Here is a 26,823-nt window from a genome sequence, read left to right on the forward strand (position 1 = left end):
CGACGATCAAGGCGGACCGGCGTTGCCCAGTCCACGACTGCGGGCGAACCTGCGACCCGGGACACCAGGCAGTGGTGCCGGAGCGGATCCGGTCGCGGGCGACGCGGGCGTCGTGCACGAGGGCCTCGTCGTCGCGGATCGGTTGCCGACTCCGGCGGTCGGCGCAGCGGCGCTCGTCCGCCACCGCGACGTCCAGCCGGGGCAGCGCGGCTTCCGCGCCGGGTCCGATCGCGCCCAGGAGGCGCACGGCCGCGCGCACCGCCGGGCCGGACCGGCGCTCGCGCAACGGTTCCACGGCGGCCAAAAGCGCCGGGACCGCCTGAGCCGCGTCACCGGTGATCCGCCACCACGCCCCGGCGGCCTCCACCCGGTTCCACGCGCCGGGAAGGGCGAGCAGGCGGCGGACCCGGTCAGCGTGACCCGACGCCAGCGGACCGAGGTCGGCCAGGAACGGCAGCACCGCGTGACCCGCGCCGCGGGCGACCGCGTCGCCGAGCACCGACAGCGCCGGTCGCGGGCCACCCCGCCCACGCGCGGTGGTCGCCGCCGTCCGGACGCGAGCTCCGCCAGCGTGGCCGCGGCCGCGTCGGCGGGTGGACCGATGCGCCCGAGCGCCACGCACGCCCGCACCGCGTACACGTCGTCGAGCTGAGCGGCGATCTCCGGCGCGGCCGGCGCGGCCGCGGGTCCCCAGCCGGCCAGGGCGTCGAGGTACGCGCCGGTGTCGGTGCCGCCGGCGGTCGCGCGGTCACCTTGGACCGGACCAACGCTCACGAGCGGACGCGACGGTGACGTGCGAGAGTGGCCGGCATGGATCGAGCCGGAGTCATGGAGTGGGTCGCGGGCTACGAGCGGGCCTGGCGCGAGGGTGACGTGACGGCCGTCGAGCGCCTGTTCACCGAGGACGCGCGGTACCGACGGTCGCCGTACGAGAAGTCCGAGGTCGGCCACGCCGCGATCCGCGCGTTCTGGCGGGAGGACGACGGGCAGACGTTCACGGTGACGGTGGAGCCGGTCGCCGTCGAGGGACGCGACGCCGTGGTCCGCCTCGAGGTGCACTACGGCGAGCCGGTCTCGCGGGAGTACCGGGACCTGTGGGTGCTGCGCTTCGCCGACGACGGCCGGGTCGAGGACTTCGAGGAGTGGGCCTACTGGCCCGGCAAGCCGTACACGGCCGACTGACCCGGTCCGAGCACCGGCCTGTCGACGGCGCGGAGACCCTACGGCCTGATCCAGCCGGTGCGCACGCTGCCGCCGGAGTGGGTCCGGCACGCGAGCTGGAACGGCTCCTCCGGCCGCACGCGGATCACGAAGCATCCACAGTGGTCGATCTCCACCGGCGCGGTGGACCCGGCGTCGGTGTGCAGCCACGCCGACCCGCTGTCGGGCGGCACGATCTGGCCCACCAGCCCGTGACGGGTGCTGGCCAGCTCGATCACGAAGCTCGGCGCCTCGAACGTCATGATCCGTAGTTCGGCGGTCTCGCTCGCCTCTCCCCCGTCGGGTCCGTTCACCGCGTCCACTCCAGGGGGTACGGGACCTTCAGGCCGCCGAGCCACTGCTGCTGGGTGACCACCGGAACCCGGTAGCCGTCGAGGTCGACGTGCCGGTCGGCGTCGCGGCGCAGGTAGTCGGCGGCCTCGCGGGCCGTCAGGTGCATGCGTGACATCGTCGCGAGGATCTTCCCGGTGACGGTGGCCGTCGCGAACGACGTGCCGCTCCACTCGGCCCAGCCCCTGAACGGCGGGTTGTCGGCGGTCGGCCGGTCGGGCTGGAACGTGAAGAACGTGCTGACGAGCCGGGTGCCGTACGCGAAGAGGTCGATCCACGGGCCGTGGTTGCTGTACTCGGCGGGCACCCACCGGTCGTCCCCCGCGTCACCTTCCGTCGGCACGGCCGCGCCGACGGACAGCACGCCGTCGAGCGATGCCGGGAAGAACGGCGCCGGCGCGGCGAACGCGGAACCGACCCGCTTCAGGTTCCCCGCGGCCGCGACGATCACGATCTCCGGGTTGATCTCGCGCAGCATGTGCCTGAACCCGAGCGGGACCTCGCCGTGCGCGTGCGTGCCGAGCGACAGGTTCAGCACGTGCACCTTCTGCTCGGCCAGCCGGATCGCCGCGTCGACCGCCTGGCTGGTGAGCGCGTGACCGGAGTTGTCGAGGACGCCCTCCACCCGCACCGTCGCCGCCGGCGCCTCGCGCAGGATCAGCCCGGCGACGAACGTGGCGTGGCCGGCCTGCCGGTCGGGTCGGTCGTCGCCGTCACCGTCGAGGTCCTCACGGTCGAAGAGCACCTCGCCCGGCGACGCCGCGACGGCACCGAACAGCAGGTCGTTGAACGCCACGGACGTGTCGACGCAGCCGGCGGTGAGTCCCTCCCCGTCGGTGTTGCCCTCCAGCGAGGCCGCGATCCTGATCGGGCGTGGCCGGTCGGCCGCCGCCGAGTCCTGCGGCTGGCCGTCGACCGGAACGTCGAGGTCGTGGTCGACGTCGACCTCGGGCCGCCACCCGAACGTCGCGACGGACCCGTCCAGCCGGCCGACCGCGTCGGCGTGGTCTCCGTCGAAGACGATGCACGCCGGGGCGTTCATCCGGGACGCCGGTTCCACCGTCGTCCGCTCGCGATCGGGATCGTCCAGGATCGATTTCACGTGGTCGACGTAGCGTTGTTCGACAATCAACCTGGTGCGCGACATGAGCCACTCCTTCGGGACTTATCTGTTCGACAGATCCTCCGGAGCGGGCCGAAAATACCCGTGTCTGGCACTTTCCACAGCTCCCGACCGCGTCGATTGCGGAAGCGATATCTTCAGGGTTCGCGTCGCGCAGAGGTGATCATGGACCTGCTCGCAGCTGACATGGCCGTCGAGGCGGTCCGGCTGGTGCTGTCCAAGCCCGCCGAGGCGCAGCTCCTGGCCGGTGTGGCGGCCGCGTTGGCGAAGAAGCAGAAGGACGTCGTGGCCAGCGCCACCGCCGAACGCGCGCTCGGGCTCGCCGCGATGCACCTGTCCGACTTCGACATGGCCGTCCGTCACCTGCGGCGCGCGATCCGGCTGGCCACCGACCACCCCGAGACCGCCGCCGAGGCCCGCATGAACCTCGGCTACGTGCTGTCGCGGCAGGGCAAGACCAGCCAGGCGCTGCACGAGCTCGACCTCGCCACCGGGGTGCTGCGCGGACCGGCCGCGGCGTGGCTGGCGATGTACCGGGGTCTGGTCCTCAAGGGGCTCGGGGTGTGGGAGGAGGCGCTGGCGGAGTACCGCTCGGCGCAGGGCGGGTTCCAGCGCACCGGCGACCGGCTGGGGCTCGCGCGGCTGCACATGAACAGGGGCGTCCTGCACCTGTACCGGCAGGCCTACGACGCCGCCGAGGCCGACTTCCTGCGGGCCGAGGAGCTGTTCCAGGGGCTCGACCAGCCGCTCAACGTCGCGATCCTCTGGCACAACCTCGGGTGCGTGTCGGCGAGCCGCGCCGACGCGCCCACCACCCTCGCCCGGTTCGAACGGGCCCGCGTCGAGTACGAGAAGCACCGCCGCCCGCCCGCGACGCTGGCGATGGACCGGTGCGAGTTCGCCCTGTCGATGGGGCTGGCCGAGGAGGCCACCGCCGCGGCGCGGGAGGCGATCGAGGAGCTGCACCGCGTCCGCCAGCAGGCCGACCTCGCCGAGGCGCAGCTGCTGCTCGCCAAGGCCCGCCTCCTCGACGACGACCCGGCGCAGGCGCGGGAGGCGGCCGTCGCGGCCGCCGAGGCGTTCCGGGCGCAGCGCCGGCCGCGGTGGGCGGCCCTGGCCCGGTACATCGAGGTCCACGCCCGCACGGTGGCCACGCCCGACGAGGTCGCACCCCGCGAGGTGACGCGCGCGGCGGCGGCGCTGGAACGGGCCGGCTGGGCCTACTGGGCCGTCGACGCCCGGCTCACGGCCGGCAGGCTGGCGCTCGGCCGCGGCGACACCGCGCTGGCCCGGCGCGAGCTGGCCGCCGTCGCGGCGTGGCGGCGCCGGGGCACCGCGCAGCAGCGGGCGCAGGCCTGGCACGCCGAGGCGCTGCTGCGGGTCGGCACCGGCGACCGGCGCGGCGCGTCCCGGGCGGTCGGGCGCGGCATCGCGGTGCTGCGGGAGCACCACGCGTCGCTGGGCGCCACCGACCTGCGCGCCAGCGCGTCGGCCAACCTCACCGGCCTCGCCCAGCTCGGGCTCACGATCGCGATGGCCGGGCGGCCGGCGCGGCTGCTCGCGGCCGTCGAGCGGGTCCGGGCCGCGCACCTGCTCCAGCGGCCGGTGCGGCCGCCGGGCGACGACCTGCTCGCCCGCGACCTCACCGAGCTGCGCCGCGTCGGCCGGCAGGTCCAGTCCGCGATCGTCGCCGGCCGGCCGACCGGTGAGCTGCGGCGGCGGCTGATCGAGATGGAGGGCGCGGTCCGTGACCGGTTCCGCCTCGCGCCGGCGGGGCCCGACCGGCCGGTGCCGGCGCCGTCGGCCGGCGAGCTCGCCGGGCCGCTCGGCGACCGTGCCCTCGTCGAGTACTTCCAGGCCGACGGCGACCTGCACGCGTTGACGTTGTGCCGGGGGCGGCTGCGCCACCACGCGCTCGGGCCGGTCGCGCCCGTCGTGCGTGACCTCACGGTCCTGCCGTTCCTGCTGCGCCGGCTCGCGCTGCGGGCGGGGTCGCCGATGTCGCTGGAGTCGGCGGTCGTGGGCGCCGAGCACGTCTGCCGGCGCCTCGACCAGGTGCTGCTCAAGCCGCTGGCCCGCACCCTCGAGGGCCGGGCGCTGGTGATCGTTCCGACGCCCGACCTGCAGGCGGTCACGTGGTCGCTGCTGCCGTCGTGCCACGGCGTCCCGGTCAGCGTGGCGCCGTCGGCGACGTTGTGGCACCGCGCGGCGGTGCGGGCGGCCGAGCGTCCCGCCGGGCAGGTCGTGCTCGTGGCCGGGCCCGGGCTCGCGGGAGCGCGGTCGGAGGTCGGCCGGATCGGGTCGATCTACCCCGACGCGGTCGAGCTGAGCGGAGACGACGCCAGCGTCGAGGCCGTGCTGAAGGAGATCTCCGGCGCCGGCCTCGTGCACCTGGCGACCCACGGCTCGCTGCGACTGGACAACCCGCTGTTCTCGTACCTGCGGCTCGGCGACGGTCCGCTGACCGTCTACGACCTGGAGCGCCTGCCCGCCGCACCGAACCGGGTGATCCTGTCGGCCTGCGAGTCCGGCCGCGGCGCCGTGCTGCCCAGCGGAGCGGTGCTCGGCCTGGTCGGCGCGTTCCTCGCGCTGGGCACGGTGACCCTGATCGGGAACATGCTCCCGGTGCTCGACCCGGAGGCGCCGGCCCTGATGGTCGACCTGCACCGGCGGCTGCGGGCCGGCGCCGCACCGGCCGAGGCCCTCGCGGCGGCGCAGCGGCAGGCCTGCGACAACGGCGACATCGCGCTCGCCGGGTCGCTGGTCTGCTTCGGCGAGGGCTAGGGTCCCGGGCGGCTCAGAACCAGCGGGCCCACTCGGTCGCCAGCACCCCGGTCGGCGCGTTCCACACCAGCCTCAGCAGCCCGGTCGGCACCGACGGCACCTGGAAGCATCCGGTCTCGTCGACGTCGGCGGTCGCCACGGTGCCGTCGCGGGCGTCGATCGACACGGTGCCGCCCAGCGACGGCATCACCTGGCCGATCACCTGGCGACCGACCGCCTCGAGCTGCACCTGCCCGGACCGCCCCTGGAACAGCAGCGTGCGGTACTCGGCCGTGCCGCCGTTGCGCGCCACGAGGGCGGGGTCGAGCGCGGAGTCGTAGGTGAGCGTCGCCAGCTCGATGTCCTGGTCGAGCTGGCGGAACAGGGGGACCTCGGCCCCGAGACGCCGGACCCAGTCGGTGGTCGGGTCGGTGGCACGCACCGCCTCGGCCAGGTCGGCCAGCAGCTGGTCGTCGTCCTGCCAGCGGTCCGCGGTCATCGCCGGTCACCTCCATTCGATCCGGCGTGCGGGCGGGTGTGCATCAGGCCGAGGACCTCGGCCGACTCGCGCAGGCGCCGCAGCGCCCGGGCTCGGGTGGGACCGATGCCACCGGACGGGATACCGGTGCGGCGGCTGATCTCGCGGTAGGGCACGGGCGGGTCGGCCACCAGCAGGAGCAGCAGGGTGCGCTGCTGGTCGGGCAGCTGGGCGATCGCGGCGAGGAGCACCTCGTGGCGCTCGACATCGAGGATATGGTCCTCGACCGCGGTCGCCACCGCGCGGTCGAGCGCCTCCGGGCCGCCGGTCGGGTCGACCGGGTGGACCCGCTGGGTGGTCCGGAGCAGCCGGAGGCACTCGTTGCGGGTGGTGGTGACCACCCATCTGGGTAGGGCGCGGGGTTCGCGCAGTTCGTGGAGATGCTCGTACAGGCGCATCCACACGGTCTGGACGATGTCCTCGGCGTCGGACGACTGCAGCCGGAACCCCCGCACGACCGCCGCGATCAGCGGTGCGTACCGGTCGACCAGCCGGTGCCACGCCTCGGGGTCGTCCTGGCGGGCCGCCTCGACCAGGGCCGTGACGGCATCCGTGCCCGCGTCGATGTGGTTCATGCGCAGACCTCCTCGAAGCCCGTCATGGGTACTGATCGCCTCGACCACCCGCGTGATACCTCCGGAGCGGAGATGGTTGAGTAGGGACGTGATCAGCATGGACGAGATCCGGGCGGCGGCGGACCGGATCAGCGGCCGGGTGCGCCGCACCCCGGTGGTGACCGTCGAGCCGTCCGCCTTCGGACACCCGGTGACGCTGAAGCTCGAACACCTGCAGCACACCGGATCGTTCAAGCCGCGGGGATCGTTCAACCGCCTGCTCTCCCACACCATCCCGGACACCGGCGTGATCGCCGCCTCGGGCGGCAACCATGGGCTCGCGGTCGCGTACGCGGCCCGCGAGCTGGGCGTCCCGGCAGAGGTCTTCGTGCCGGAGACGTCGTCGCCGGTGAAGGTGCGGCGGCTGGTCGGGTACGGGGCGCGCGTGACACAGGTGGGCCGGCAGTACGCGGAGGCGTACGCGGCCAGTGTGGAACGGGCGGCGGCCACCGGCGCGCTGGTGGTGCACGCCTACGACGACCCGGAGGTGCAGGCGGGGCAGGGCACGGTCGGGCTCGAGCTGGCCGAGCAGGCTCCGGGCGTCGACACGGTGGTCGTCGCGGTCGGCGGCGGCGGGCTCATCGGCGGGATCGCCGCCTGGTACGGCGGCACGGTCCAGGTGGTGGCGGTGGAGCCGCACCGGGCGGCGACCCTGGCCGGCGCCCTGGCGGCGGGCCGGCCGGTCGACGTCGACGTCGACGGCGTCGCCGCCGACTCGCTGGGCGCGCGGCGGATCAGCGGGCTGACGCTGGAGACCGCGGTCGCGACCGGCGTGCGCTCCGTCCTCGTCGACGACAAGGCGATCATGGACGCCCGCCAGCTCCTCTGGGACGAGCTGCGCCTCGCCGTCGAGCCGGGCGGCGCCGCCGCGCTGGCCGCGCTGGTGGGCGGCGCCTACCAGCCGGCTACCGACGAGCGGGTGGCCGTGGTCGTCTGCGGCGCGAACACCGACCCGGCCGACCTGGCCGCTGTGAGAAGCGCGTCCTGAGGTCGGGCGCGAGGTCGCCCGGCACGCCCCCACGCTCCGGCCCGTTCCGGCACAATCTCTGGACCGGCGGTGTGCCGGTCTTCCGACCCCGGAGCAGCCGATGACCCCCACCGGGCCGACGCCCGACCCGGATCCGTCAGCGCCACCACCGGCGGCTCCGTACGCCGCCCCGTACCTGCCCCCTTCTCCTACGACGCCGGCGTGGCCGGCGGCCGAGCCGCCGGGTGCGCCTCCCGGTCCACGGCAGGACGTCGACCAGACGCGGTCGTTCGTCCGCGGGGTGTCCGCGCGGGTCCGGTCCGCCGACCAGAGCGAGCTCGTGCGGCGCGGGCGCGAGGCCGGCATGCGCCAGGTGCGGCAGGTCCGGTCGTCCGTCGGTGCCGTCGACACCGGACGCCTCGCCGCCGGCGCCGGGCAGGTGGGGCGCACCGCGGCCGCGCACGGGGTCAGGGCCGCGCGGCGGACCGTGTCGGCGGTCGCCGAGTTCGGCACGGGCATCGGGACGTTCTGGCGCGGCCTCTGGACGTTCGTCACCCGGCCACTGCTGTGGCTGTACGCCCTGCTGCCCGCCGCGATCCTGTACGCGTTGACCCTCGCCAGCGAGGCCGCCGTGAACGTCGCCACCCACCGGTTCGCCGAGTGGGTGGCCGGCTTCGCCGACGGGTGGTGGTCGGTGCTGCGGTGGATCGTCGAGTGGACCGTCCACTGGGGGGTCACCGCGCTGGCGTACACGGTGATGGGCTTCCTCGTCATCCCGTTGACCCTGTTCGTCGGCGCGCCGTTCTATGTGCTGACCGTGCGGTCGTTGGAGCGGCGGCTGGAGCCGGTCGGGCCACCACCCGGTTCCGGGTGGGCATCGACCAGCGTGTTCGTCATGTCCCAGACCGTCCTGCTGACGCTGGTGGTGGTGTTCGGCGGCCTCGTCGTGACGCCGGTGCTGCTCGTGCCCGGCGTGAACCTGCTCGCGGCCACGGTCGTCGCCGTGGTGCTCAACGGGTTCGTGGTCGGGCTGATCGCGGTCGGGCTGCCGTTGCACCACCGCGGGGTGACCGGTCGGCGTGATCACCTGCGCTACGCCTGGCGCAACCGGTGGGCGGTCGTCGGGTTCGGCGGCATGAGCGTGCTGGTGCTGGGCATCCCGTTCGCGCCGCTGCGCTGGCTGTCCGTGCCGGCCGTGTTCGTCGGCGCGGTTCTGCTGCACCGCCGCTTCCCCGCGGTCCCCTCGCTGCCGCAGGCACGGACGGCGCCGGCGCCGGCGCCGCAAGCATGGGCGGCGACGGCGCCGCCAGCGTGGACGCCGCCGGCGCCCACCGCGCCGGACCGTGATCCACATGGGCGGGCCATCGGCTAAGGTGGGTTCCGGTGTGCCGGGAAGCCTGGTCGGCGACGTCGTCGTCGTGCCCTCGGAGGTTCACCCGTGTCGAAGTCCCGCCCCTTCCTCAGCCGCGGTAGCTGGCCGGAGGTCAGCCGGGTCGCAGACATCCTGCGTACCGAGTCGGTCGGCGGGATCCTGCTGCTCGTCGCCGCGGTGGTGGCCCTGGCGTGGGCGAACTCCCCCTGGCGGGCGTCGTACCACACGCTGAGCGAGACGACGGTCGGCCCGGCGGCGTGGCACCTGGACCTCAGCCTCGCCACGTGGGCGGCCGACGGTCTCCTCGCGATCTTCTTCTTCGTGGCCGGGCTGGAGCTCAAGCGCGAGTTCGTCGCCGGCGACCTGCGCGACGTGCGCCGCGCGGCGCTGCCGGTGGCCGCGGCCGTCGGCGGGATGATCGTGCCGGCGCTGATCTACGTCGCGGTGGTCGCGGCCAGCGGAGCCGGTGACGCGCTGGCGGGCTGGGCGATCCCGGTCGCCACCGACATCGCCTTCGCGCTGGCCGTGCTCGCCGTGATCAGCACCCACCTGCCGGTCGCGCTGCGGACGTTCCTGCTCACGCTCGCCGTCGTCGACGACCTGCTCGGAATCATCGTCATCGGCGTCATCTACACCGACGACCTCGCGCTGCTCCCGCTGGCCGGAGCGCTGGTGCCCCTCGCGGTCTTCGCGGTCGGGCTGCGCTGGAAGCGGGTGCGCTGGCTGCTGATCGTCCCGGCCGTCGCGACCTGGCTGCTCGTGCACGAGTCGGGGGTGCACGCCACCGTCGCCGGGGTGCTGCTGGGTTTCGCGGTCCCGGTCGCCAGGAACGACACAGACCTCGCCGAGCGCATCGAGCGCCGCTGGCGGCCCCTCTCCGCCGGGGTCGCGGTTCCGGTGTTCGCGTTCTTCGCCGCCGGGGTCACGGTCGTCGGGACCGGCGGAGGCCACCTCACCGCACCCGTCACCGTCGCGGTGGCCGTGGCCCTCGTCGTCGGGAAGACCGTCGGCGTCCTCGGTGCCACGTGGGCGACGCAGCGGTTCACCCGCGCGCAGCTGTCCGCCGACCTGGCCTGGTGGGACGTGCTCGGGCTGTCGCTGCTGGCCGGGATGGGCTTCACCGTGTCGCTGCTGATCGGCGAGCTGGCGTTCGGCACCGGCAGCGACCGCAACGACCAGGCCAAGATCGGGATCCTGCTGGGCTCGTTGCTGGCCGCCGCCGTCGCCGCCGTCGTCCTGCGGATCCGCAACCAGCGCTACCGGGACATCCGCGTCGCCGAGGAGCTCGACCTCGACGCCGACGGCATCCCGGACGTGTACCAGACCGACAAGCCCTAACCCCGCTGGCGGGCCATCCACTGCCAGATGTGCTGGCCGTCGATGCTCGGGTCGTTGCGCGCGACGTAGATCCACGACCAGTGGCCGGGGAACTGGTACCCGTTCCAGACGACGTGCTCGTACAGGGTGACCAGCGAGCCCGGGATCAGGTTGTGGGCGTGCACGGTGTTCGGCTCCGGCGGCACCGTGGTGTCGTCGAGCGAGGTGACGAGCCAGGTCGGCGTCGTGATGGCGCGCAGCTCGTCGTCGGTGATGAGCCGCTCTCCGCCCTGGAGGGCCTGGACCACCCCGCAGATGGGCACCGAGGCCGCGAACAGCTCGGGGTAGAACACCGTCATCTCCATGCTCATGTAGCCGCCGTTGCTGCAGCCGGCCACGTAGATCCGCCTGGGGTCGATGTCCTTGCGGCGCACCAGGTCCAGGATGATCTCGCGGATGAGCGGGGCGAAGCGCGGACCGTCCTGCATCCACGCCGAGAAGCTCTGCGGCGCGACGACGTACGCGCCGTCGAAGATCCGCTGGGCCTCGCGGGTGGCGAAGCCGAGCGCGCCGCGGTTGGCGCGCAGCGTCGTCTCGTTGTCGTAGTAGTTGTCCGGGAGCGAGGCGCCCTCGCCGCCGCCGTGCAGCCACACGACGAGCGGACGCCGGCCGCGCGCCGACGGCGAGTACAGCCGGTACTTCATCCCGGAGCGCGAGGTGTGGTAGCTGAACGCGTCGACCTCGGGGTTCGACAGCCGGCCCTGCCTGAACGTGGAGATCGTCACGGGACGGCGCCGCACGGAGATCGGCGCGTTCTGGGTGATCGTGTAGACCAGCTTCAGCTGGACGTTGCGGCCCTTGCTGACGATGTAGCCGAGCGTGCCGCCGCCGACCTGGCCCTCCGCGGTGCTGAGGTCGAGCACGATGTCGCCGCGGCGGTCGACCCGGGCGGCGGTGACCGTGCGGTCGAGGTCGTACTCGCTGAAGATCAGGTCACCGGGCGCGAGCGGGAGCGGGCTGGTGGCCTTGGCGTGGACGGTGAACGTGCCGGTCGTCAGGCTGGCCGGGTCCACCGGTCCCAACCGCGACGTGTCGAGGGTGACCGACGTGACCTGCTCGCCCCCGTCGAGCACCTGCGCGTTGAGCGTGAACCCCACGCTGCCGGTCGAGTGCCCGGCGTGTGCGGCGCCCGGCACTGTGAGGCCTGCGGCGGCGGCACCCGCGCCGGCGGCCAGGACGGTTCGACGGCTGATCGGCGGAGTAGCCATTCGGACCCCTTCTATCGATTGAATCCAAGTGATCCAGCGAAGTCGGTCTATCACACGCGGCTCGCCTGATGGAAGAGGTGAGCAGATCCGTGGACGAGCGAAGCCCCTGTTGTCGACAATCCCGCCGGGCCGGCGCCACTCGCGGTCGCACCGTTGTCGAGGCGTACGCCGATCTTGCAGTTGTGGCCTCCCTCAAAACATGACATGTCCGCCAATAGTGGCGGCCACAAGTGCAAGATCGGCGGAGAGGGGGGCGTCCCGGGGCCGCGGGTAGGGTGGCGGTCGTGCGGCAGGAGGACATCTGGGACGAACGCACCGCGCGGCGGTACGACACCCCCGGCACGGGCATGTTCGCCCCGGAGGTGCTGGGTCCCGCGGTCGACCGGCTGGCCGGGCTCGCGGGCGCCGGACCGGCGTTGGAGTTCGCGATCGGCACCGGACGCGTGGCCGTGCCGCTGGCCGAGCGGGGTGTGCCGGTCAGCGGCGTCGAGCTGTCGCGGCCGATGGTCGACCAGCTGCGCACGAAGGTCGACGAGCGCACCGTTCCCGTGGTGATCGGCGACATGGCGAGCGCGACCGTGCCGGGGCGCTTCACGCTGGTCTATCTCGTGTTCAACACCATCGCGAACCTGCTCACCCAGCGCGAGCAGGTGGCCTGCTTCCGCAACGCCGCCCGCCACCTCGGACCCGGTGGACGGTTCGTCATCGAGCTGTGGGTGCCCGAGCTGCGCAAGCTGCCGCCGGGCCAGCGCGCGCTCGTGTTCACCGCCGAGGACGGCTACGTCGGGCTCGACACCTACGACGTGCTGCGCCAGCACGTGGTGTCGCACCACTTCCGCTTCGATCCCGCCGGTGGCCCGGAGGCGGAGGTCTTCCGGACCCCGCAGCGCTACATCTGGCCGGCCGAGCTCGACCTCATGGCCCAGCTGGCCGGCTTCGAGCTGGAGAGCCGCCACGCCGACTGGGCCGGCGCGGAGTTCGTGGCCGACTCGCCGTCGCACGTGTCGGTCTACCGGCTGCCCACCTGATCGGTGCCAGCGGCGGTGTCGGGTGGCTAGGCCGGCAGGTACCGCCCGTGCCACTCGGCGAACTGCTTGCCGTACCGCTCGGTGGCCGCGGCCACGATCGCGTCGGGGTCGTCGGGCGGGTTGAGGCCGAACTCCGCGGCCAGCCAGGCGACGTAGGCCCCGTGGCCGGCGCTGTGCTCGTCGTCCGGGACCCTAGCGGGACCCGCCGACATTTCCCCGGCGCAGCAGCACGCAGTCACCGCAGTAGCCGCCGCCCGGGATCCGGTAGTACAGGCAGCAGTTGTGCCGTTCGAGCACCCACCGCGCCGGACCCGACCGGCGCACCGACGCCGCACCGGCGAGCGGCGCGCGCGCGAGGAGCCGTTCCACCACCCGACCGGCCCGGTCCGCCCGGGCCGGACGCGTACCCGACAGCATCGTGACCGCCCCGCCGAGGGCCGACGCCACGTTGCCGGTCAGCACCTTCGGCGACAGGCGGAACCGGTCCCGGAACGCCGCCAGCACCGGACCGACGAGCCCGTCCACGACGGCCTCCGTGAACGCGGCCGCGACCGCCGCGTCGTCCAGCGCCCGCGTGTCGACGGCGTCGACCGCCGACCAGCCCACCGGCAGCGGCCCGCCCGCGACCGCGCGCCACCACGTGCCGTCGGGTCGCGGCACCGGCAGCACCTCCGCGAGAGCGACCGCGGCCAGTGGCGCCGACACCAGCCGCGACATCATCCCGAGCGACAGGATCGACGCGGCCACCCGCTCCGGCACCGGCCCCGACCGGCCGACGAGCGCCGCCCGGGTCACCGCGACCCGCCCGGCCAGCACGTCGGGGTCGGCGAGGTCGGCGAACGGCTGCCAGCCGGCGGGCGAGCGCACCTCGTCCCACGCGAAGTACGGACCCACGGCGCCGGCCGCGGCCAGGGCAGCCGAGACCCGGGACTCCATCCGCCGAGCCTACGGCAGCCGCGGTTCGCCGTTCTCCAGGTAGGCGACCGTGCCCGCCGACCGGGCGGCGCACGCCGAAGCGAGCCTCCGGGCGAGCACCGGTGGCAGCCGCTGCACCGCCTCGGCGGGTGTGCACCAGGCGAGGCCGCGCAGCTCGTCGGCCGGCAGCCGCAGGGCCGCGATCTCGTCGCCGGCGAGCACTCCCCCGTCGAAGACGAAGACGAGGCACTCGGTGCGGCCCGGACGCGGCGGCGACCAGTCGACCGCGAGCAGCCGCCCGACCGGCGCGGTGCGGCCCAGTTCCTCCGCCACCTCGCGGCACGCCCCCGTGTACGGCGACTCGTCGGTCTCGACCGCGCCGCCGGGGAGCTCCCACTCCGGCTTGTACGTCGGCTCGACGAGCAGCACCCGGTCGTCGGTGTCGAAGAACAGCACCGTGGCGGCCACCCGCTTACGCGGCAGGACGGTGTCGTCGAAGCCCATCCCGAAACTCTAGGGCCCACCGCAGGACCGGAACGGCGAGCACCGCCAGGGCCACCCCGAGTCCCGCGACGGCCACCATGGCCCCGCGCAGCCCGACCGCGTCGGAGAACCGCCCGACGTACACCGGTCCCAGAAGAAAGCCCACATAGGACACGGTCGAGACGATCGACGTGGCCCGACCCCGGCGGGCCTCGTCGACACCGCGCGACGCGATCCCGACGAGCGTCGGGAACAGCACCGCCGTTCCCGCGGCGGCGACGACCAGCCCGAACGCGGCGACGGCCAGGGTCGGCGCGGCCGCGATGACCACCGCGCCGACGGCGGCACCCGTCGCGCCGGCGAGCAGCACGGTGCGGTCGTGTTCGCCCGACAGGCCGCCGGCGGCGAACCGGGTGACGGCGACCGTCGCCGCGAACACCGCGGGTGCCACCGCGCTCAGCCCGAGCCCGGAGCCGAGCTCGTCGTGGGCGAACACCGCGCTCCAGCTCTGGTGCGCGTTCTCGCTGGCGAACGCGAGCGCGCCGAGCAGCCCGATGAGCACGAACGGCGCGATCCGCGCGGTACGCGCCGGGCCGTCGGTGGTCGCTGCCGTCGCGGCGGCGGGCCGCGCCGCGGGCAGGGAGATCGCGAGGGAGATCGCCGCCGACAGTGACAGCGCCGCGACCACGGCGAAAGGCAGGGAGACGGGCCGCCCGGCGGCCGAGGACAGCCCCGTCGCCAGGCTTCCCAGCACCACGAAACCGGAGAACACGCCGTGCGCCCGCGTGATGACGGGCCGGCCGGCGTCCTTCTCGGCCCGCCCGGCGACCGCGTTCATGGCGACGTCGGCCGCGCCGCTGGTGGCGCCGACGACCGCCAGCCCGACGCACAGGCCGACCTGGTTCACCGCGGCAAAAGCCAGCCCCGCGCCGGTGACGCCCAGGGCGGCGATCAGCACGGCGGCCAGCCGCAGCCCCCAGCGGTCCAGGGCGCGGCCGGTGATCAGCATCGCCGGCAGCGCGCCGGCGCCGACGAACAGCAGCGCCGTGCCGAGCTGACCGTCGGTGACGCCCGCCTGCTCCTGCACCCGGGGCACCGAGGCGCCCCAGACCCCCCAGAAGGCACCGAACGCGGCGAACGCGACATACGCCGCCCTGACCGAGCCACCGAATTGCATATGTTTAACGATACACAACTACGATGTACCCGTGAAACGCGTGACGCTCGCCCAGGTGGCCGAGGCGGCCGGGGTGTCGGTGATGACCGCCTCGTACACCTACAACCGGCCGGCCCGGGTGTCGGACGACGCCCGCGCGCGGGTCCTCGCCGCCGCCGACCGGCTCGGCTACGCGGGCCCCGACCCGAGCGCCCGGTCGCTGCGCCGCGGCAGCACCCGCACCCTCGGTGTCGTCCTGGGCGAGCACCTGACCTACGCGTTCGACGACCCGCAGGCGGTCCGGTTCCTGGCCGGCATCGCCGACGTCTGCGCCGGTGCCGGCTACGGCATGACGATCCTGCCGATCACCGGCGCCGACGACGACGTCCCGCGCGTCCGGGCCGCCGCCGTCGACGGCTTCATCGTGTGGACCACCGCCGACGACGACCCGGTGCTCGCCGCGGTGCGCTCGACGAAGCGCCCGGCCGTCGTCCACGGCGGACCCGCGGTGGCCGGCCTCGGGCTGGTGTCCATCGACAACCGGGCCGCCGCCCGGGCGATCGGCGCGGTCGCGTTCGCCGGTGCCCGCCGCCCGGCCGTGGTCAGCTTCCCGCTGTCGCGGGAGCGGATCAGCACCGTCGTACGCGGCCCGGATCCGGCGCCGGTCCTGTTCCCGGTCACCCGCGAACGCCTCGAGGGCTACCGCGACGCGGCCGACGACCTGGGACTCGCGTGGACGGACGTCACCGTCGCGGTCTGCTCCCGCAACGACGGCGCCGAGGCCGCCCGCCTGGCCGCCGCCCTGTTCGACGCCACCGACCCGCCCGACGCGGTCGCCGCGATGGGCGACCTGCTCGCCGCCGGCGTGCTCGACGCCGCCCGCGCGGCCGGCCGCGCCGTCCCGTCGCAGGTCGCCGTCACCGGCTGGGACGACGCGGCCGTCGCCGCGGACCTCGGGCTGACCACCGTGGCGCAGTCGCTGCGCGACCAGGGCGCCGCCTGCGCGCGGGCCGCACTCGGCGCGACGCCGGCCCGGTCGGCGGGCCCGCCGGCCGCGCCGTGGTCGATCGTCCGCCGCGGCAGCACCCGCTAGCGGCCGGTCGGTGGGCGTTCGACGACCACCGGCGCGCCGTGGTCGGCGAACGTGTACGTGACCTCGATGCGCACCCCCTGCACCCACTGCGGCTCCGGGTGGGTGGACGAGAACCGCAACGTCCGCACGAACCGCCCGTCGTCGGTCAGCGTCACCGTCCCGGTCACCGAGACCGCCGCGGTTCCGCCCGGGAACCTCCCCTCCGCCGGCGCGGGCGGCACCACCATCTCGAACGTGTACGGCCCTGCCCCGGTGACCTCGGCGCCCTGCTCGCGCAGCAGCCGCAGCAACTCGGTGGTGGTGGCGCTGAACGTGCCCATGCCCGGCACGCCGACGCGCAGGCCCGTGTACCGGCCGGGCAGCTCGGTCCAGTAGCCGCCCTTGCCGTCGAACATCACGCCGTCGATCAGCCGCCGTTCGCTGCCGAACTCCCGCGGGTCGCGGTGGAAGCCGGTGGACGTGGCCGGGTCGAAGGCGCCGAGGAAGTCGTGGCCGGCGCCGCCGTAGTTGGCGAGCAGTTCCTCGTCGGCGGGCGTGCGGGCGACGCCGTCGATCGGCACGGCCCGGTAGTTCATGGTGTACGTGTAGCTGGTCCGCTCGGTCGCGGTCACCGCGGCGACCGGGTCGAGGCGCGGGCTCGTCGCGGCGGTGCCCCGGTCGCGCCCGTCCGGCGCCGTCGTTGCCGGCGCGGTGACCGCGACGGCGACGCCGGCGAGCACGAGCACGGCGCACGCGGAGCCGACCGTCGCCATGGTGCGACGGCGACGCAGCCGCCGACCGCGGTCGAGCAGCCTGTCGGTGGGCGGGGCCGAGGCGGGTACGTCGGCGGCGAGGGCGTGCAGGCCGCGGTCGAGGTCGGGGAAGCGTGTGTTCATCGGCGTTTCCTCTCAGAGTCCGGACGGCTCGCGCACGAGGGTGCGCAGCCGGGCGATGGCGCGGGCGTGGTGGCTCTTCACCGAGCCGACCGTGCAGCCGAGGAGGCGGGCGATCTCCTTCTCCGGCAGGTCCTCGTAGTGGCGCAGGACCACCACGGCCCGCTGCTTCGGGCTCAGCGCCAGCAGGGCCGCGCGCAGGTCGGCGCTGTCGGGGTGCCGGCCCTCGGTGCGCGCCGGGTGGTCGGGCACTTCGGCGACGAGCCGCTCCCGGCGTCGCCGCCGCCACAGGGACGTGTTGTTGTTGACCATGGCCCGGCGGAGGTAGGCGTGCAGGTCGTCATGCCGCGCGAGGCGCCGCCACCGCGCGTAGATGTTGACCAGCGTGTCCTGCAGCAGTTCCTCGCCGCGCCACCGGTCGCCGGTCAGCAGCACGGCCAGCCGCAGGTGCCGGGTCCACGCCGACTCCACGAATGCCACGTACGCCCGGTCGGCGGCCGTCTGCGTCGCTCGTCTCATCACGCCCCTTGCACGTGCGACCGGTCCCGGAGGTTGTCACGGGTCATCCTGACGCGGTGCGTGCGCTGACCGGGCTGTTCGGGGTGCGTCCCCGGCTGGCCGACCTGCTGCGGGACCGGTTGCCACCCGACCTGGCCGGGATCAGGGCAGGGACAGGTGGGTGAGCTTGGCCGGGTTGCTCACCAGGTAGACGCCGCCGATCAGCCCGTCGGTCACGGTCACCGTCAGGACGCTCACGCGGTCGGCGTAGCGCACGACGAGTCCCGGACCGCCGTTGACCTCGACCGGCGACGTGCTGAACGCCCGCGCGCGGCTCCACACCGTGCCGAGCAGCCGGGCCACCTTGCGTGGACCGGCCACCGGGCGAAGCGCCGCCCGCACCCGGCCGCCGCCGTCGCTCCACGCGACCACCTCGGTGTGCAGCAGGTGCTCCAGCGCCGGCAGGTCACCGCCGCGCGCGGCGGCGGCGAACGCGTCGACGAGCCGCAGCGTCTCGGTGCGGTCGACGGCGAAGCGCCGCCCTCCACCCAGCGCCTCGGCGGCGCGGTGGTGGAGCTGGCGGCAGTGCTCCGGCGTCCGGCCGACGATGCGGGCGATCTCCGGGTAGTCGACGTCGAACGCGGTCCGCAGGACGTACACGGCCCGCTGCGGCGGCGTGAGGCGCTCCATCAGGTGCAGCACGGCCAGCGACAGGTCGGAGGTGTCGACGGTGCCGAACGGCGACGGGTCGGTGGCGACCGGCTCGGGCAGCCACGGGCCCACGTACGCCTCCCGGGAGCGGGCGCGTAACCGGTCGACGGCGAGCCGCGTCACCACCCGGGTCAGGTAGCGGCGCGGCTCGTCCACGTCGGTGCGGTCGGCGCGCGACCAGCGCACGAACGCGTCCTGCAGCACGTCCTCGGTGTCGTGCCAGCTGCCCAGCAGCCGGTAGGCGAGGGCACGCAGGAACGGCCGGTGCGTCAGGAACGCACCGGCCGGGTCGGGGGTCGGGGTCACACCGGGGGTTGCGCCCGCGCGGTGACCGAGATCCGGTTCCACAGGTTGATCATGCCGATCGCCACCACCAGGTTGACGGCGCCCTCCCGGCCCCAGTGCTCGACGGCAGCGTCCCAGGTCTCGTCGGACACGCCGTGCTCTCCCAGGCGGGTCACCTCGTCGGTGAGCGCCAACGCGGCGCGCTCCCCCGCGTCGAAGAACGGCGCCTCCCGCCAGGCGCCGAGCGCCATCAGCCGCCGGACGTCCTCGCCGTGCTTCAGCGCCTCACCGGTGTGCATGTCGAGGCAGAACGCGCAGCCGTTGAGCAGCGAGGCGCGCAGCTTGACCAGGTGCAGCAGCTGCTTGTCGACGTGCTCGCGGGCGTAGGCCTCCACGCCGGACAGGGCGCGGTAGGCGTCCGGTAGTTCGGTGATCGCGTAACGACGGGTCATACCGCCACGACGGCGGGGTGCGCGCGCCCGTGACAGTCCGACGGGTGACGCCGGTCACGTCGGTGGTTCGAGCCGCTTCACGACCTTCTCGGTGGCCGTGCGCAGCGGCCGGGGCCCGCCGATCGTCAGCAGCGCGGCGATCAGCCGTCCCTTGACGCTCTTCGGGTTGCGGACCACGGTGACGTGGACGCGGCTGCCGGCGCCCTCCGGCGTGACCTCGTACAGCCACGAGCTGCCGGGCTGCCAGGTGTTCGACTCGGTCGTCTCCACCTTCACCGTGCCGGGGGTCGACCAGTCGTAGCGGTTGCGCTCCCACACGCCACCGGCCAGCGACGACCCCTCCGTGACGTCGGCCCAGGTGTCGCCGACCTCGTGGACCTTCAGATGCTCCGCGTCGATGTTGGGCCACACCTCGGCCCGGGTCGGCGAGAAGTCGGTGAGTGCGGCGATGAACCGCTCCGGCGCAACGGTCCCGCTCCGGACGTCGAACTCCACCCGCGCCATTCACGGCCCCCTATCGTCCGGCTGATCATCCTCAGGGGGCACGTCGAGCGCAAGGCCCGTAGGGTGACCGGCATGGGCTGGGCCGACCACGTGATCTGGTGGCACGTGTACCCGCTGGGGTTCACCGGCGCGCTGCACGCGGGTCCCGGGCACCGCCTCGGCCGGCTCGTCGACTGGCTCGACTACGCCGTCGAGCTCGGGGCCTCCGGGCTGCAGCTCGGGCCCGTCTTCGCGTCGGAGTCGCACGGCTACGACACCGTCGACCACTTCCGCGTCGACCCCCGCCTCGGCGACGACGCCGACTTCGACCGGCTGGTCGCCGCCGCCCGCGGGCGCGGCCTGCACGTGCTGCTCGACGGCGTGTTCAACCACGTGGGACGCGGGTTCCACGCGCCCGACCACTGGCTGCGCCGCACGCCCGGCGGCGACGTCGCCGTCTTCGAGGGTCACGGCAGCCTGCTCGCGCTGAACCATGACGAGCCCGAGGTGCTCGACCACGTCGTGACGGTGATGGACCACTGGCTCGACCGCGGCGCGTCCGGCTGGCGCCTCGACGCGGCCTACGCGGTGCCGCCGGTGTTCTGGCGCCGGGTCCGCGAGCGGCTCACGCACGCCGACGCGTGGCTGTGCGGCGAGGTGATCCACGGCGACACCTACCTCCGCGAGAGCGGCCTGGACTCGGTGACCCAGTACGAGCTGTGGAAGGCGACCTGGAGCAGCCTCAACGACGGGAACCTCTTCGAGCTGGCCCACGCGCTCCAGCGGCACAACGGGTTCCTCGCCGACGGGGTCCCCGCGACGTTCGTCGGCAACCACGACGTCACCCGGATCGCGAGCCGCCTCACCGACGAACGCCACCTCGGCCACGCCCTCGCGGTGCTGTTCACGGTCGGTGGCGTGCCGGGCGTCTACTACGGCGACGAGCAGGCGTTCCGCGGCGTCAAGGAGGACCGCGACGGCGGCGACGACGAGGTCCGGCCCGAGTTCCCGGCGACGCCGGCCGACCTGTCGCCGCTGGGCTGGCCGACGTACCGGCTGCACCAGCGGCTGATCGGGCTGCGCCGCCGGCACCCGTGGCTCACGCACGCCCGCACGGAGGCCTCTGACCTGACGAACACGGCGGTGGCGCTCACGTCGTCATCCGGGGACGACCGCCTGGTCACGTTGCTCAACATCGGCGACGAGCCGGTCGACTTTCCCGTCGAGGGGTCGACGCTGCTCGAGTCGGACCCACCGTCGGACGGGCGGCCTGCGGGGCGCGTTCCCGGTCACGGATGGTCTGTCCTCGGGTGAGTCACTTGGCCGGGAGGGTTGCCGCGAACGCGACGCCGCGGTCGACCCAGGCCCGGAGCGCGGCGTCGGTCGCGCACGCCGACGGGTCGACGGTGACCCAGCCCTTCATCGGGCGGCCCTTCATCACCATCAGCTCGACGCCGTTCCCGGCGACCAGCTCGTCGGAGTCGGCCGGGTCGACGCGGACCATCAGGACGCCCTTGCCGCTGACGACGACCGCCATGTTGCCGCGGAGCATCATCGCGGCGCCGCCGAACATGCGCTTCTCCTCGAAGCCGGGCCGGTGCGCCACCAGGGCGCGCACCCGGTCGGCGAGGTCCTCGTCGAACGCCATCGCCGCAGCTTAACCGGGATCCGCCGGCAGCCGGCGGCGGCCGGCGAAGCCGAGGTCGGTGCGGTGGTACCAGCCGAGGTCGTCCTCGCCCTCCAGCCAGCACAGCAGCACCGGCACCCCGTCGAGGTCGGCGGGGAAGTCCACGAGCAGCGGCGCGATGCCCTTCAGCTCGACGCCGGTCTCCTGCACCTCGGTCATCAGCTCGTTGAGCCTGGCCTCGGCGGCCTTGCGCTCGGGCAGCCCGCCGAGCGGGGTCGGCGGGCCACCGACGGCCAGGGCCGCGGACAGCTCGACCAGGTCGGCCCGCACGGCGACGATCTCGTCGAGGACGGGCCGCAGCCGGACCAGTTCGACCCGGGCCTGAGAGACGGTGAAAAGTCCCATGGTCAGAGTCTGTCACCGCCGGGCGGCGGGGCGTGGGACGCGTGCACCTCGGCGGTCCCGGCAGCGGCGCCGACCTGGTGGTCGCGCCCGACGACCGGATCGACTGGACGGTGTTCGACCCCGTCACGGTCCCGGCCGGTCGTGGCCCCCGGTCGCTGGTCGACCTGTCGCTCGCCGGTGACCTGTCGTTACCGACGGTCGGAGTGACCGACGGCTGCCCGGGTCTCACCGCGCATCCGGACACCCTGCCGGCCGGCGACGCCGCGCCACTCGCGCTGCCGGCGTTTCCCGGACTCGCCGCCTGCCGCTCGGTCGACGTGTACGTATCGCCGCTGCGGCAACCCTTCGACTGCGCGAGCCTCCTCCAGTTCCCGGGGCTCCGTCGCGTCTCGGTGAGCGGCGCCGCGACCCACCTCGCCGCCCTCGCCGGGCTCCGCGACCTTCAGAGCCTGCGCCTCCTCTACTGCCCCGACGGCGCCGACCTGCCGCCGCTGGTCACCTGGCCTCACCTCACGACGGTGCTCGCCGCCAACCTCGACGAGACCACCGGCAGACGGCTGCGGGGCGAGTTGCGCGCACTCAAGGGCGAGCGGCGCGGGGTGCCGACGGCGACCGCGCTCGGCTGGTTCGACGCCGCCCGGGAATTCTGAGGCGGATCAGGCGAAACGTTCCGTCGTGACCGGTACCAGGCGTCGGCGGCACCGGCCCGGTCGGTCGGGGTCACGCGGTCGAGCAGGGCGGGGTCGGTGCGCAGGTCGCGGCCGAACGTGGCGGCGTCGCGCCAGGTCCGTGCGGACGCCGTCCAGAGCAGACCGGTCAGACCGAGGGTGACGTGGTCGTCACCGCGGATGAACTCCTCCACGAGGAGACCGTCGCCGGACGGGTCGTGGATGAGCGATTGGTCCACGCCGCGGACCTCAGCCGGGTCGCGGGAACGACACGGTTCGACCCGCCGTCGCGTCTGCACGCTAAAGTTCCGCGCATGTCGCGCAGTAGAACCGACTCGACGGGGGCCGTGTACGGCATCGACCTCGGTACCACGTACAGCTGTCTGGCCGGAATCGGGGCGTCGGGGCAGCCCGAGATCATCCCGATGCTGAACGAGGTGGCCACGCTTCCGAGCGTGGTCCTTTTCGTGGGGCCCAACGACTATCTGACCGGTGAGCCGGCGCGCGTGCAGGCGCGCGCGCTGCCCGAGGACGTGTGCACGCTCGTCAAGAGAAGGATGGGCGACGGTGACTGGCGGTTCGTCAGCCACGGCAAGGCGTGGTCGGCGCCCGCGGTCAGCAGCCTGATCCTCAAGGCGCTCGTGAACGACACGGCCCTGGCCGCGCCGACGCCGGTCCACGATGTGGTCATCACGTGTCCGGCCTACTTCGGTGACGAGGAGCGACGGGCGACCAAGCTCGCGGGCGAGTACGCCGGCCTCACGGTGGTCGACGTCATCAGCGAGCCGATCGCGGCCGCCCTGTCATACGGGTTCGCGCGGCTCGACAACACCTCGGCCGGGAGCGCCACCGAGGAGGTCGCGCTCGTCTACGACCTCGGCGGCGGCACGTTCGACGTCACCGTGGTCGAGCTCGCCGAGAAGCGCGTGGCGGTCGTGTCGATCGACGGCGACCACGAGCTCGGCGGCGCCGACTGGGACGAGAAGCTCGCGATCCACCTCAGCCACGCGTTCACCAAGGCGCACCCCGACGCCGAGGACCCGCTCGACGACAGCGCCGGCTCGCAGGCGCTGATCCTCGCGGCCGAGAACGCCAAGCGGAACCTGACGCGGCGCCCGTCGACCACCGTGAAGGTCGCCCACGACGGCCGCGAGGTCGACGTCACCGTGACCCGCGAGGAGTTCGAGACCCTCACCCGCAGCCTCCTCGACCGCACGATGGAGCTGACGCGGCAGGCGATCGACGCGGCGAAGAAGCGCGGCGTGCAGAAGATCGACCGGGTGCTGCTGGTCGGCGGCTCCAGCCGGATGCCGGCCGTGGCCGCCCGTCTCAACGAGGAGCTGGGCGTGCCCACCCAGCTTGCCGACCCCGACCTCGCGGTCGCCAAGGGCGCGGCCGTCTACGGGCAGAAGAAGGCGATCGAGCGGCTGGTCGTGCGCGACCTGGTCACCCGCGGTCAGCTCATCGACGGCGCGGAGGTGGGCCAGGCGGCGCCGGGCGCGCTCGACGCGGCCTGCCAGCGCATCGCGAGCGCGTTCGACATGACGCCCGAGCAGGTGCGCCGCACGGTCGAGATCCAGGTGCTGAACGTGTGCTCGCGCGGGTTCGGGGTGCTGGCGATCGGCCGGGGTGACCTCGAAGCGGTCTTCCTGGTGCACCGCAACGACCGGCTGCCGGTGGCGGTGCGCCGTTCGTTCGGCACCGTGCGCGACAACCAGGACGTCGTCACCGTGCGCATCATCGAGCAGGGCGGCGGCGTCGAGTCGTCCGACCCGCTCGTCAACAAGATCATCGCCGAGGCGTCGATCACCGGGATCCCGCACGGCTACCCGGCCGGCAGCGAGATCGAGATCACGCTCGCGATGGGCTTCGACGGGATCCTGACACTGAGCGCTGTGCACGAGGGCATGCGCGACCGGCCGCTGCAGATCCAGATCGAGACGAGCGCGGCGCTGAGCCAGGCCGAGGTGGCCCGGGAACGGGCGCAGGTCGCGAACATGTGGCGCAAGAACCCATGACGTTCGACGCGAACGACTACCGCAAGCGCGTCCTCGCCGCCATCGAGGCGCGCGGGGGCGTGCCGGCCAGCGACCCGTTCGAGTGGTACGACATCCCGCTCGAACAGGCCGACTCCGTCACCGACGACGCGGCCACCGCGCAGGTCGAGGCCGTCTGGGCGTTCTGGCAGAAGAACCGCAACCACCCCAAGTACCGGGGACTGGTGACAGCGCTGCTCGCCGCGCACGACGACGCCGGCACCGCGATGTGCGAGCGGCTGACCCGGCTGCAGCTGGCGGCCCGGACCCGCACGTCGCGGTCGGCGCGTGACGAGGAGCGCTTCCACGACCTCGACGCGGCCATCGAGCGGCTGGTCGAACGGTTCGGCGGCATCCCCCGGTCGAAGCGGGCCGGTGTGCTGGCGTTCGCCAAGCAGGCCGGTCTCGACGAGGCCGACGCCGAGGCGCGCATGGCGCGGCACCGGATCATCGAGGACGAGCCGGCGACGCCGAAACCGACCGGCATCCCGGAAGCGGTCTTCCGGCAGGTGAAGGCGAACCTGGAGGAGCTGGGCCGGATCCTCGGCCGGCCGGCGTTCGTGAGCCTGTACGACCTGCTCGGGCTCGACCCGACCGCGCCGAAGCCGGTGCTGTCCAACGCCCGCGAGATGTACGCCGCCCGCAACCGGGAGCTGCGCCCCGACCGGCGGCGGGCGCTCGTCGACGACCTGCTCGCGGCCGTCACCAACCTGCTCCTCGACGGCGACCCCGAGGCCTACCTCGACATGCTCGCCGAGGACGTCACCGCGAAGCTGCGGCCCCGGGTGTCGGCGGCGGTCCTCGTCGAGGACGAGCTGACCTCCGACGACTACGCGCACATGGTCACCGAGGCGCAGGCCCTCGGGCTCGACCACGCCCGCGCCGTCAAGGCGGTGTCGACGCTCGCCCGCGAGCTGGGTGTGGCCGTGCCCCAGCCGGCGACCGCGGCCCGGCCCACCGTCGGGTCCAACCGGCCCCCGCCGCCCGGCACGGTCCAGCCGCCGGTCGGCCAGCGGATCAGTCCACCGTCGACGCCGCCGCCTCCCCCGGCCCGCCCGGACCGGTTCGCCCGGCCCGACCGCGTACCGGCCGGCACCACCCCCGCGCCGGCCGCGTCGCCGCGGGCCTGGCACGACAAGCTGTCCGAGGCCCGCGCCGCGCTGCGCGCCGGCCGGGTCACCGAGGCGCAGGCCAAGGTCGAGGAGGCGCGGCAGCTCGCCGGCGGCACGATGCCGCCGATCCGGGCCATCGCAGACGAGGCCGCCGCCGTACTCGCCGAGGCCAACCAGCGCTGGACGGCGGCCGTGGCCGCGCTGGCCGCCCGCCGCTACACCGAGGCGAGCGGCATCCTCGAGCGCATCCAGGCGATCGCGTCCGACGTCTCCGGTCCGAACGGACGGACGGTGGCCGACGCCCTGGCGGAGGCCAACCGCGGCACAGCGGCCGCCGACGCGGCGCTGCAGAACGCCGCGACGCTGCCCGGCCAGGCGCGGGAGCTGGCGCTGCTGTCGGCGCTCAACGCGGCGCCCGACCATCCGGGCCTGATCGCGGCGCTCCACGAGATCGGCGTCCAGCCACCGGGTGACGTGCGCACGCGCGTCGCCGGTGGCGGGCTGACGATCAGCTGGACGCCCTCGGCGTCGCCGGGCCAGGTCGAGTACCGCGTCCACAGGACCGGTCCCGACGGGAGGCTGGTGTCGGTCGGCACCACGCACCGTACGGAGCTGGAGGTGGCCGCGCCCCGGCCGGGCGAGCCCACGCCGGTGTTCGTGGTCGTGGCCCGGCGGGCGGGGGTCGTCTCGGCCGAGGTCCGTTCGGACGCGCCGGGCCGTCCCGCGCTACAACCCGCGGTGACCAGGACAGCGGCGCCTTCCGCACCTTCTGCCCCGGCTGCGCCGACCGGCCCCCTGCCTCCGACGGTGGACGCCCTGTCGGTCCTCCCACACGGCAAGCGGGTGCGGCTGGTCTACCCGGTGCCCGCCACCGGCCAGGTGGAGATCCGGCGGGTGCCCGACGGTGGCCGTCCCCCGGCCCCGGGGTCGGTGGTTCCCGATCCCGCCGCGTGCGGCGAACTGGTCCCCGGCATGGGACCGGGCCTGGCCGTCGACCGCCGCCCGGCCGCGCCGACCCGGTACGTGGCCCTCACGGTCGACGGCTCCGCCGTGGCCGGTGCCGCCGCCTGGTACCTGGAGCTGCCGCCCGTCACCGACCTCCGCGAAGCCGACGGCCGGCTGCAGTGGGAGTGGCCGCCGGGCTGTACCGAGGTGATGGTGGTGTGGCGCTCCGACGGCTCCCCCGAGGGCGCCGGCGACCCAGCTGCCGAAAGCCGCAAGGTGACGAACACCCGCTACACCCTCGACGGCGGCGTCGCCCTACCGGCCGACCGCCCCGTACACGTCATGGTGTTCGCCTGCACCCGGATGGGCGGCACCCTGGCGGTGGCGACGAACGGCGTCCCGCTGAACCTGTGACACCTTCGAGGCCGCGCGGCCCTCAACCGCGCGGCCTCAAACGGCGAGGCCGGGCGGCACCCGCACCGGCGCGGACCTGCCCACCGGTGGGGCCGCGCGCCAACCTGCAAGCAGGGCGGCCCAGCCG

At 74.2% G+C, this 26,823-nt stretch carries 29 protein-coding genes; 12 read left to right on the top strand and 17 right to left on the bottom strand.

Translation table 11 applies throughout. From position 1 onward, the window contains the following. A partial coding sequence (locus Voc01_RS44360) for a hypothetical protein (RefSeq protein WP_203933779.1) occupies positions 1 to 460 on the bottom strand: 460 nt, incomplete at its 3' end. A 3-nt stretch (positions 461 to 463) separates the two neighbouring features. Between Voc01_RS44360 and Voc01_RS44365 the strand changes: the two genes are divergently transcribed. Continuing rightward, complete coding sequence (locus Voc01_RS44365; protein WP_203933780.1) at positions 464 to 652, top strand: hypothetical protein; 189 nt, start codon at positions 464 to 466, stop codon at positions 650 to 652. A gap of 158 nt (positions 653 to 810) precedes the next feature. Beyond that, on the top strand, positions 811 to 1,182 hold the full coding sequence (locus tag Voc01_RS44370) for a YybH family protein (RefSeq protein WP_203933781.1): 372 nt from the start codon (positions 811 to 813) through the stop codon (positions 1,180 to 1,182). Between the two features lie 38 nt (positions 1,183 to 1,220). Here Voc01_RS44370 and Voc01_RS44375 read toward each other — a convergent pair whose 3' ends face one another. Together Voc01_RS44375 and Voc01_RS44380 are read right to left on the bottom strand one after the other, a co-directional pair. Next, positions 1,221 to 1,514, bottom strand: coding sequence for a hypothetical protein (locus Voc01_RS44375; RefSeq protein ID WP_203933782.1), 294 nt, complete (start codon positions 1,512 to 1,514; stop codon positions 1,221 to 1,223). Beyond that, positions 1,511 to 2,698: a S8 family peptidase gene (locus Voc01_RS44380; protein ID WP_203933783.1), complete on the bottom strand. Its 1,188-nt coding sequence runs from the start codon at positions 2,696 to 2,698 to the stop codon at positions 1,511 to 1,513. The genes Voc01_RS44375 and Voc01_RS44380 overlap by 4 nt, the downstream gene beginning before the upstream one ends. Before the next feature lie 141 nt (positions 2,699 to 2,839). On the opposite strand from Voc01_RS44380, the gene Voc01_RS44385 reads away from it, so the two are divergent. Beyond that, positions 2,840 to 5,458, top strand: coding sequence for a CHAT domain-containing protein (locus Voc01_RS44385; RefSeq protein WP_203933784.1), 2,619 nt, complete (start codon positions 2,840 to 2,842; stop codon positions 5,456 to 5,458). A 13-nt stretch (positions 5,459 to 5,471) separates the two neighbouring features. On the opposite strand, the gene Voc01_RS44390 is transcribed toward Voc01_RS44385, so the two are convergent. Next, a complete protein-coding gene (locus tag Voc01_RS44390; RefSeq protein ID WP_203933785.1) occupies positions 5,472 to 5,936 on the bottom strand; it encodes a hypothetical protein in 465 nt (154 codons plus the stop codon). Further along, positions 5,933 to 6,550: an RNA polymerase sigma factor gene (locus Voc01_RS44395; protein ID WP_203933786.1), complete on the bottom strand. Its 618-nt coding sequence runs from the start codon at positions 6,548 to 6,550 to the stop codon at positions 5,933 to 5,935. Before Voc01_RS44395 ends, Voc01_RS44390 begins: the two co-directional genes overlap by 4 nt. A 97-nt stretch (positions 6,551 to 6,647) precedes the next feature. On the opposite strand from Voc01_RS44395, the gene Voc01_RS44400 reads away from it, so the two are divergent. The 3 genes from Voc01_RS44400 to nhaA all read left to right on the top strand — a co-directional run bounded on the left by Voc01_RS44400 (position 6,648) and on the right by nhaA (position 10,266). Next, positions 6,648 to 7,577, top strand: coding sequence for a threonine/serine dehydratase (locus tag Voc01_RS44400; RefSeq protein ID WP_307781614.1), 930 nt, complete (start codon positions 6,648 to 6,650; stop codon positions 7,575 to 7,577). Between the two features lie 100 nt (positions 7,578 to 7,677). Next, positions 7,678 to 8,928: an EI24 domain-containing protein gene (locus tag Voc01_RS44405; protein WP_203933788.1), complete on the top strand. Its 1,251-nt coding sequence runs from the start codon at positions 7,678 to 7,680 to the stop codon at positions 8,926 to 8,928. A gap of 66 nt (positions 8,929 to 8,994) precedes the next feature. Then, positions 8,995 to 10,266: a Na+/H+ antiporter NhaA gene (nhaA, locus tag Voc01_RS44410; RefSeq protein WP_203933789.1), complete on the top strand. Its 1,272-nt coding sequence runs from the start codon at positions 8,995 to 8,997 to the stop codon at positions 10,264 to 10,266. On the opposite strand, the gene Voc01_RS44415 is transcribed toward nhaA, so the two are convergent. Beyond that, complete coding sequence (locus Voc01_RS44415) at positions 10,263 to 11,513, bottom strand: prolyl oligopeptidase family serine peptidase (RefSeq protein WP_203933790.1); 1,251 nt, start codon at positions 11,511 to 11,513, stop codon at positions 10,263 to 10,265. The genes nhaA and Voc01_RS44415 overlap by 4 nt on opposite strands. A 284-nt stretch (positions 11,514 to 11,797) precedes the next feature. On the opposite strand from Voc01_RS44415, the gene Voc01_RS44420 reads away from it, so the two are divergent. Continuing rightward, a complete protein-coding gene (locus tag Voc01_RS44420) occupies positions 11,798 to 12,541 on the top strand; it encodes a class I SAM-dependent DNA methyltransferase (protein ID WP_239160928.1) in 744 nt (247 codons plus the stop codon). A gap of 26 nt (positions 12,542 to 12,567) precedes the next feature. On the opposite strand, the gene Voc01_RS44425 is transcribed toward Voc01_RS44420, so the two are convergent. Genes Voc01_RS44425 through Voc01_RS44440 form a run of 4 tightly spaced genes read right to left on the bottom strand, consistent with a single transcriptional unit; the run spans position 12,568 to position 15,116 of the window. Continuing rightward, on the bottom strand, positions 12,568 to 12,753 hold the full coding sequence (locus Voc01_RS44425; RefSeq protein WP_203933791.1) for a hypothetical protein: 186 nt from the start codon (positions 12,751 to 12,753) through the stop codon (positions 12,568 to 12,570). Continuing rightward, positions 12,734 to 13,477, bottom strand: coding sequence for a (2Fe-2S)-binding protein (locus tag Voc01_RS44430; RefSeq protein WP_203933792.1), 744 nt, complete (start codon positions 13,475 to 13,477; stop codon positions 12,734 to 12,736). The genes Voc01_RS44425 and Voc01_RS44430 overlap by 20 nt, the downstream gene beginning before the upstream one ends. 9 nt (positions 13,478 to 13,486) lie before the next feature. Next, on the bottom strand, positions 13,487 to 13,960 hold the full coding sequence (locus Voc01_RS44435) for an NUDIX domain-containing protein (RefSeq protein WP_203933793.1): 474 nt from the start codon (positions 13,958 to 13,960) through the stop codon (positions 13,487 to 13,489). Then, entirely contained in the window at positions 13,929 to 15,116 is a 1,188-nt protein-coding gene (locus tag Voc01_RS44440; RefSeq protein ID WP_203933794.1) for an MFS transporter, read from the bottom strand. The genes Voc01_RS44435 and Voc01_RS44440 overlap by 32 nt, the downstream gene beginning before the upstream one ends. A gap of 31 nt (positions 15,117 to 15,147) precedes the next feature. On the opposite strand from Voc01_RS44440, the gene Voc01_RS44445 reads away from it, so the two are divergent. After that, on the top strand, positions 15,148 to 16,188 hold the full coding sequence (locus tag Voc01_RS44445; protein WP_203933795.1) for a LacI family DNA-binding transcriptional regulator: 1,041 nt from the start codon (positions 15,148 to 15,150) through the stop codon (positions 16,186 to 16,188). Here Voc01_RS44445 and Voc01_RS44450 read toward each other — a convergent pair. The 5 genes from Voc01_RS44450 to Voc01_RS44470 all read right to left on the bottom strand — a co-directional run bounded on the left by Voc01_RS44450 (position 16,185) and on the right by Voc01_RS44470 (position 19,510). After that, positions 16,185 to 17,063: a hypothetical protein gene (locus Voc01_RS44450; protein ID WP_203933796.1), complete on the bottom strand. Its 879-nt coding sequence runs from the start codon at positions 17,061 to 17,063 to the stop codon at positions 16,185 to 16,187. The genes Voc01_RS44445 and Voc01_RS44450 overlap by 4 nt on opposite strands. 12 nt (positions 17,064 to 17,075) lie before the next feature. After that, complete coding sequence (locus Voc01_RS44455; RefSeq protein ID WP_203933797.1) at positions 17,076 to 17,579, bottom strand: SigE family RNA polymerase sigma factor; 504 nt, start codon at positions 17,577 to 17,579, stop codon at positions 17,076 to 17,078. 141 nt (positions 17,580 to 17,720) lie between these two features. Next, on the bottom strand, positions 17,721 to 18,617 hold the full coding sequence (sigJ, locus tag Voc01_RS44460) for an RNA polymerase sigma factor SigJ (RefSeq protein ID WP_239160929.1): 897 nt from the start codon (positions 18,615 to 18,617) through the stop codon (positions 17,721 to 17,723). Next, positions 18,572 to 19,006 (bottom strand): carboxymuconolactone decarboxylase family protein, encoded by a 435-nt coding sequence (locus Voc01_RS44465; RefSeq protein WP_203933798.1) that lies wholly within the window; start codon positions 19,004 to 19,006, stop codon positions 18,572 to 18,574. The genes sigJ and Voc01_RS44465 overlap by 46 nt, the downstream gene beginning before the upstream one ends. A 54-nt stretch (positions 19,007 to 19,060) precedes the next feature. Further along, positions 19,061 to 19,510, bottom strand: coding sequence for a hypothetical protein (locus Voc01_RS44470; RefSeq protein ID WP_203933799.1), 450 nt, complete (start codon positions 19,508 to 19,510; stop codon positions 19,061 to 19,063). A 72-nt stretch (positions 19,511 to 19,582) separates the two neighbouring features. On the opposite strand from Voc01_RS44470, the gene Voc01_RS44475 reads away from it, so the two are divergent. Then, complete coding sequence (locus Voc01_RS44475) at positions 19,583 to 20,803, top strand: alpha-amylase family glycosyl hydrolase (protein WP_203933800.1); 1,221 nt, start codon at positions 19,583 to 19,585, stop codon at positions 20,801 to 20,803. A 1-nt stretch (position 20,804) separates the two neighbouring features. Here Voc01_RS44475 and Voc01_RS44480 read toward each other — a convergent pair whose 3' ends face one another. Continuing rightward, entirely contained in the window at positions 20,805 to 21,137 is a 333-nt protein-coding gene (locus tag Voc01_RS44480; RefSeq protein WP_203933801.1) for a TfoX/Sxy family protein, read from the bottom strand. 9 nt (positions 21,138 to 21,146) lie between these two features. Further along, positions 21,147 to 21,521, bottom strand: a complete 375-nt coding sequence (locus Voc01_RS44485) for a DUF2203 domain-containing protein (protein WP_203933802.1) — start codon at positions 21,519 to 21,521, stop codon at positions 21,147 to 21,149. A 32-nt stretch (positions 21,522 to 21,553) separates the two neighbouring features. Between Voc01_RS44485 and Voc01_RS44490 the strand changes: the two genes are divergently transcribed. The 3 genes from Voc01_RS44490 to Voc01_RS44500 all read left to right on the top strand — a co-directional run bounded on the left by Voc01_RS44490 (position 21,554) and on the right by Voc01_RS44500 (position 26,696). Continuing rightward, entirely contained in the window at positions 21,554 to 22,171 is a 618-nt protein-coding gene (locus Voc01_RS44490; protein ID WP_203933803.1) for a hypothetical protein, read from the top strand. A gap of 332 nt (positions 22,172 to 22,503) precedes the next feature. Continuing rightward, positions 22,504 to 24,207, top strand: a complete 1,704-nt coding sequence (locus Voc01_RS44495) for an Hsp70 family protein (RefSeq protein ID WP_203933804.1) — start codon at positions 22,504 to 22,506, stop codon at positions 24,205 to 24,207. Beyond that, entirely contained in the window at positions 24,204 to 26,696 is a 2,493-nt protein-coding gene (locus Voc01_RS44500; RefSeq protein WP_203933805.1) for a hypothetical protein, read from the top strand. Before Voc01_RS44495 ends, Voc01_RS44500 begins: the two co-directional genes overlap by 4 nt. Positions 26,697 to 26,823 lie beyond the last annotated feature (127 nt).

This window comes from Virgisporangium ochraceum (genome assembly GCF_016863655.1).
GTDB classification, from domain to species: domain Bacteria; phylum Actinomycetota; class Actinomycetes; order Mycobacteriales; family Micromonosporaceae; genus Virgisporangium; species Virgisporangium ochraceum.

Excerpts from the sequence above, each read along its gene's own strand:
- Voc01_RS44370 (WP_203933781.1), top strand. The coding sequence starts at position 811 with ATGGATCGAGCCGGAGTCATGGAGTGGGTCGCGGGCTACGAGCGGGCC.
- Voc01_RS44380 (WP_203933783.1), bottom strand. The coding sequence starts at position 2,698 with ATGTCGCGCACCAGGTTGATTGTCGAACAACGCTACGTCGACCACGTG.
- Voc01_RS44385 (WP_203933784.1), top strand. The coding sequence starts at position 2,840 with ATGGACCTGCTCGCAGCTGACATGGCCGTCGAGGCGGTCCGGCTGGTG.
- Voc01_RS44390 (WP_203933785.1), bottom strand. The coding sequence starts at position 5,936 with ATGACCGCGGACCGCTGGCAGGACGACGACCAGCTGCTGGCCGACCTG.
- Voc01_RS44395 (WP_203933786.1), bottom strand. The coding sequence starts at position 6,550 with ATGAACCACATCGACGCGGGCACGGATGCCGTCACGGCCCTGGTCGAG.
- Voc01_RS44400 (WP_307781614.1), top strand. The coding sequence starts at position 6,648 with ATGGACGAGATCCGGGCGGCGGCGGACCGGATCAGCGGCCGGGTGCGC.
- Voc01_RS44405 (WP_203933788.1), top strand. The coding sequence starts at position 7,678 with ATGACCCCCACCGGGCCGACGCCCGACCCGGATCCGTCAGCGCCACCA.
- Voc01_RS44415 (WP_203933790.1), bottom strand. The coding sequence starts at position 11,513 with ATGGCTACTCCGCCGATCAGCCGTCGAACCGTCCTGGCCGCCGGCGCG.
- Voc01_RS44425 (WP_203933791.1), bottom strand. The coding sequence starts at position 12,753 with ATGTCGGCGGGTCCCGCTAGGGTCCCGGACGACGAGCACAGCGCCGGC.
- Voc01_RS44430 (WP_203933792.1), bottom strand. The coding sequence starts at position 13,477 with ATGGAGTCCCGGGTCTCGGCTGCCCTGGCCGCGGCCGGCGCCGTGGGT.
- Voc01_RS44435 (WP_203933793.1), bottom strand. The coding sequence starts at position 13,960 with ATGGGCTTCGACGACACCGTCCTGCCGCGTAAGCGGGTGGCCGCCACG.
- Voc01_RS44440 (WP_203933794.1), bottom strand. The coding sequence starts at position 15,116 with ATGCAATTCGGTGGCTCGGTCAGGGCGGCGTATGTCGCGTTCGCCGCG.
- Voc01_RS44450 (WP_203933796.1), bottom strand. The coding sequence starts at position 17,063 with ATGAACACACGCTTCCCCGACCTCGACCGCGGCCTGCACGCCCTCGCC.
- Voc01_RS44455 (WP_203933797.1), bottom strand. The coding sequence starts at position 17,579 with ATGAGACGAGCGACGCAGACGGCCGCCGACCGGGCGTACGTGGCATTC.
- Voc01_RS44465 (WP_203933798.1), bottom strand. The coding sequence starts at position 19,006 with ATGACCCGTCGTTACGCGATCACCGAACTACCGGACGCCTACCGCGCC.
- Voc01_RS44470 (WP_203933799.1), bottom strand. The coding sequence starts at position 19,510 with ATGGCGCGGGTGGAGTTCGACGTCCGGAGCGGGACCGTTGCGCCGGAG.
- Voc01_RS44475 (WP_203933800.1), top strand. The coding sequence starts at position 19,583 with ATGGGCTGGGCCGACCACGTGATCTGGTGGCACGTGTACCCGCTGGGG.
- Voc01_RS44480 (WP_203933801.1), bottom strand. The coding sequence starts at position 21,137 with ATGGCGTTCGACGAGGACCTCGCCGACCGGGTGCGCGCCCTGGTGGCG.
- Voc01_RS44485 (WP_203933802.1), bottom strand. The coding sequence starts at position 21,521 with ATGGGACTTTTCACCGTCTCTCAGGCCCGGGTCGAACTGGTCCGGCTG.
- Voc01_RS44495 (WP_203933804.1), top strand. The coding sequence starts at position 22,504 with ATGTCGCGCAGTAGAACCGACTCGACGGGGGCCGTGTACGGCATCGAC.
- Voc01_RS44500 (WP_203933805.1), top strand. The coding sequence starts at position 24,204 with ATGACGTTCGACGCGAACGACTACCGCAAGCGCGTCCTCGCCGCCATC.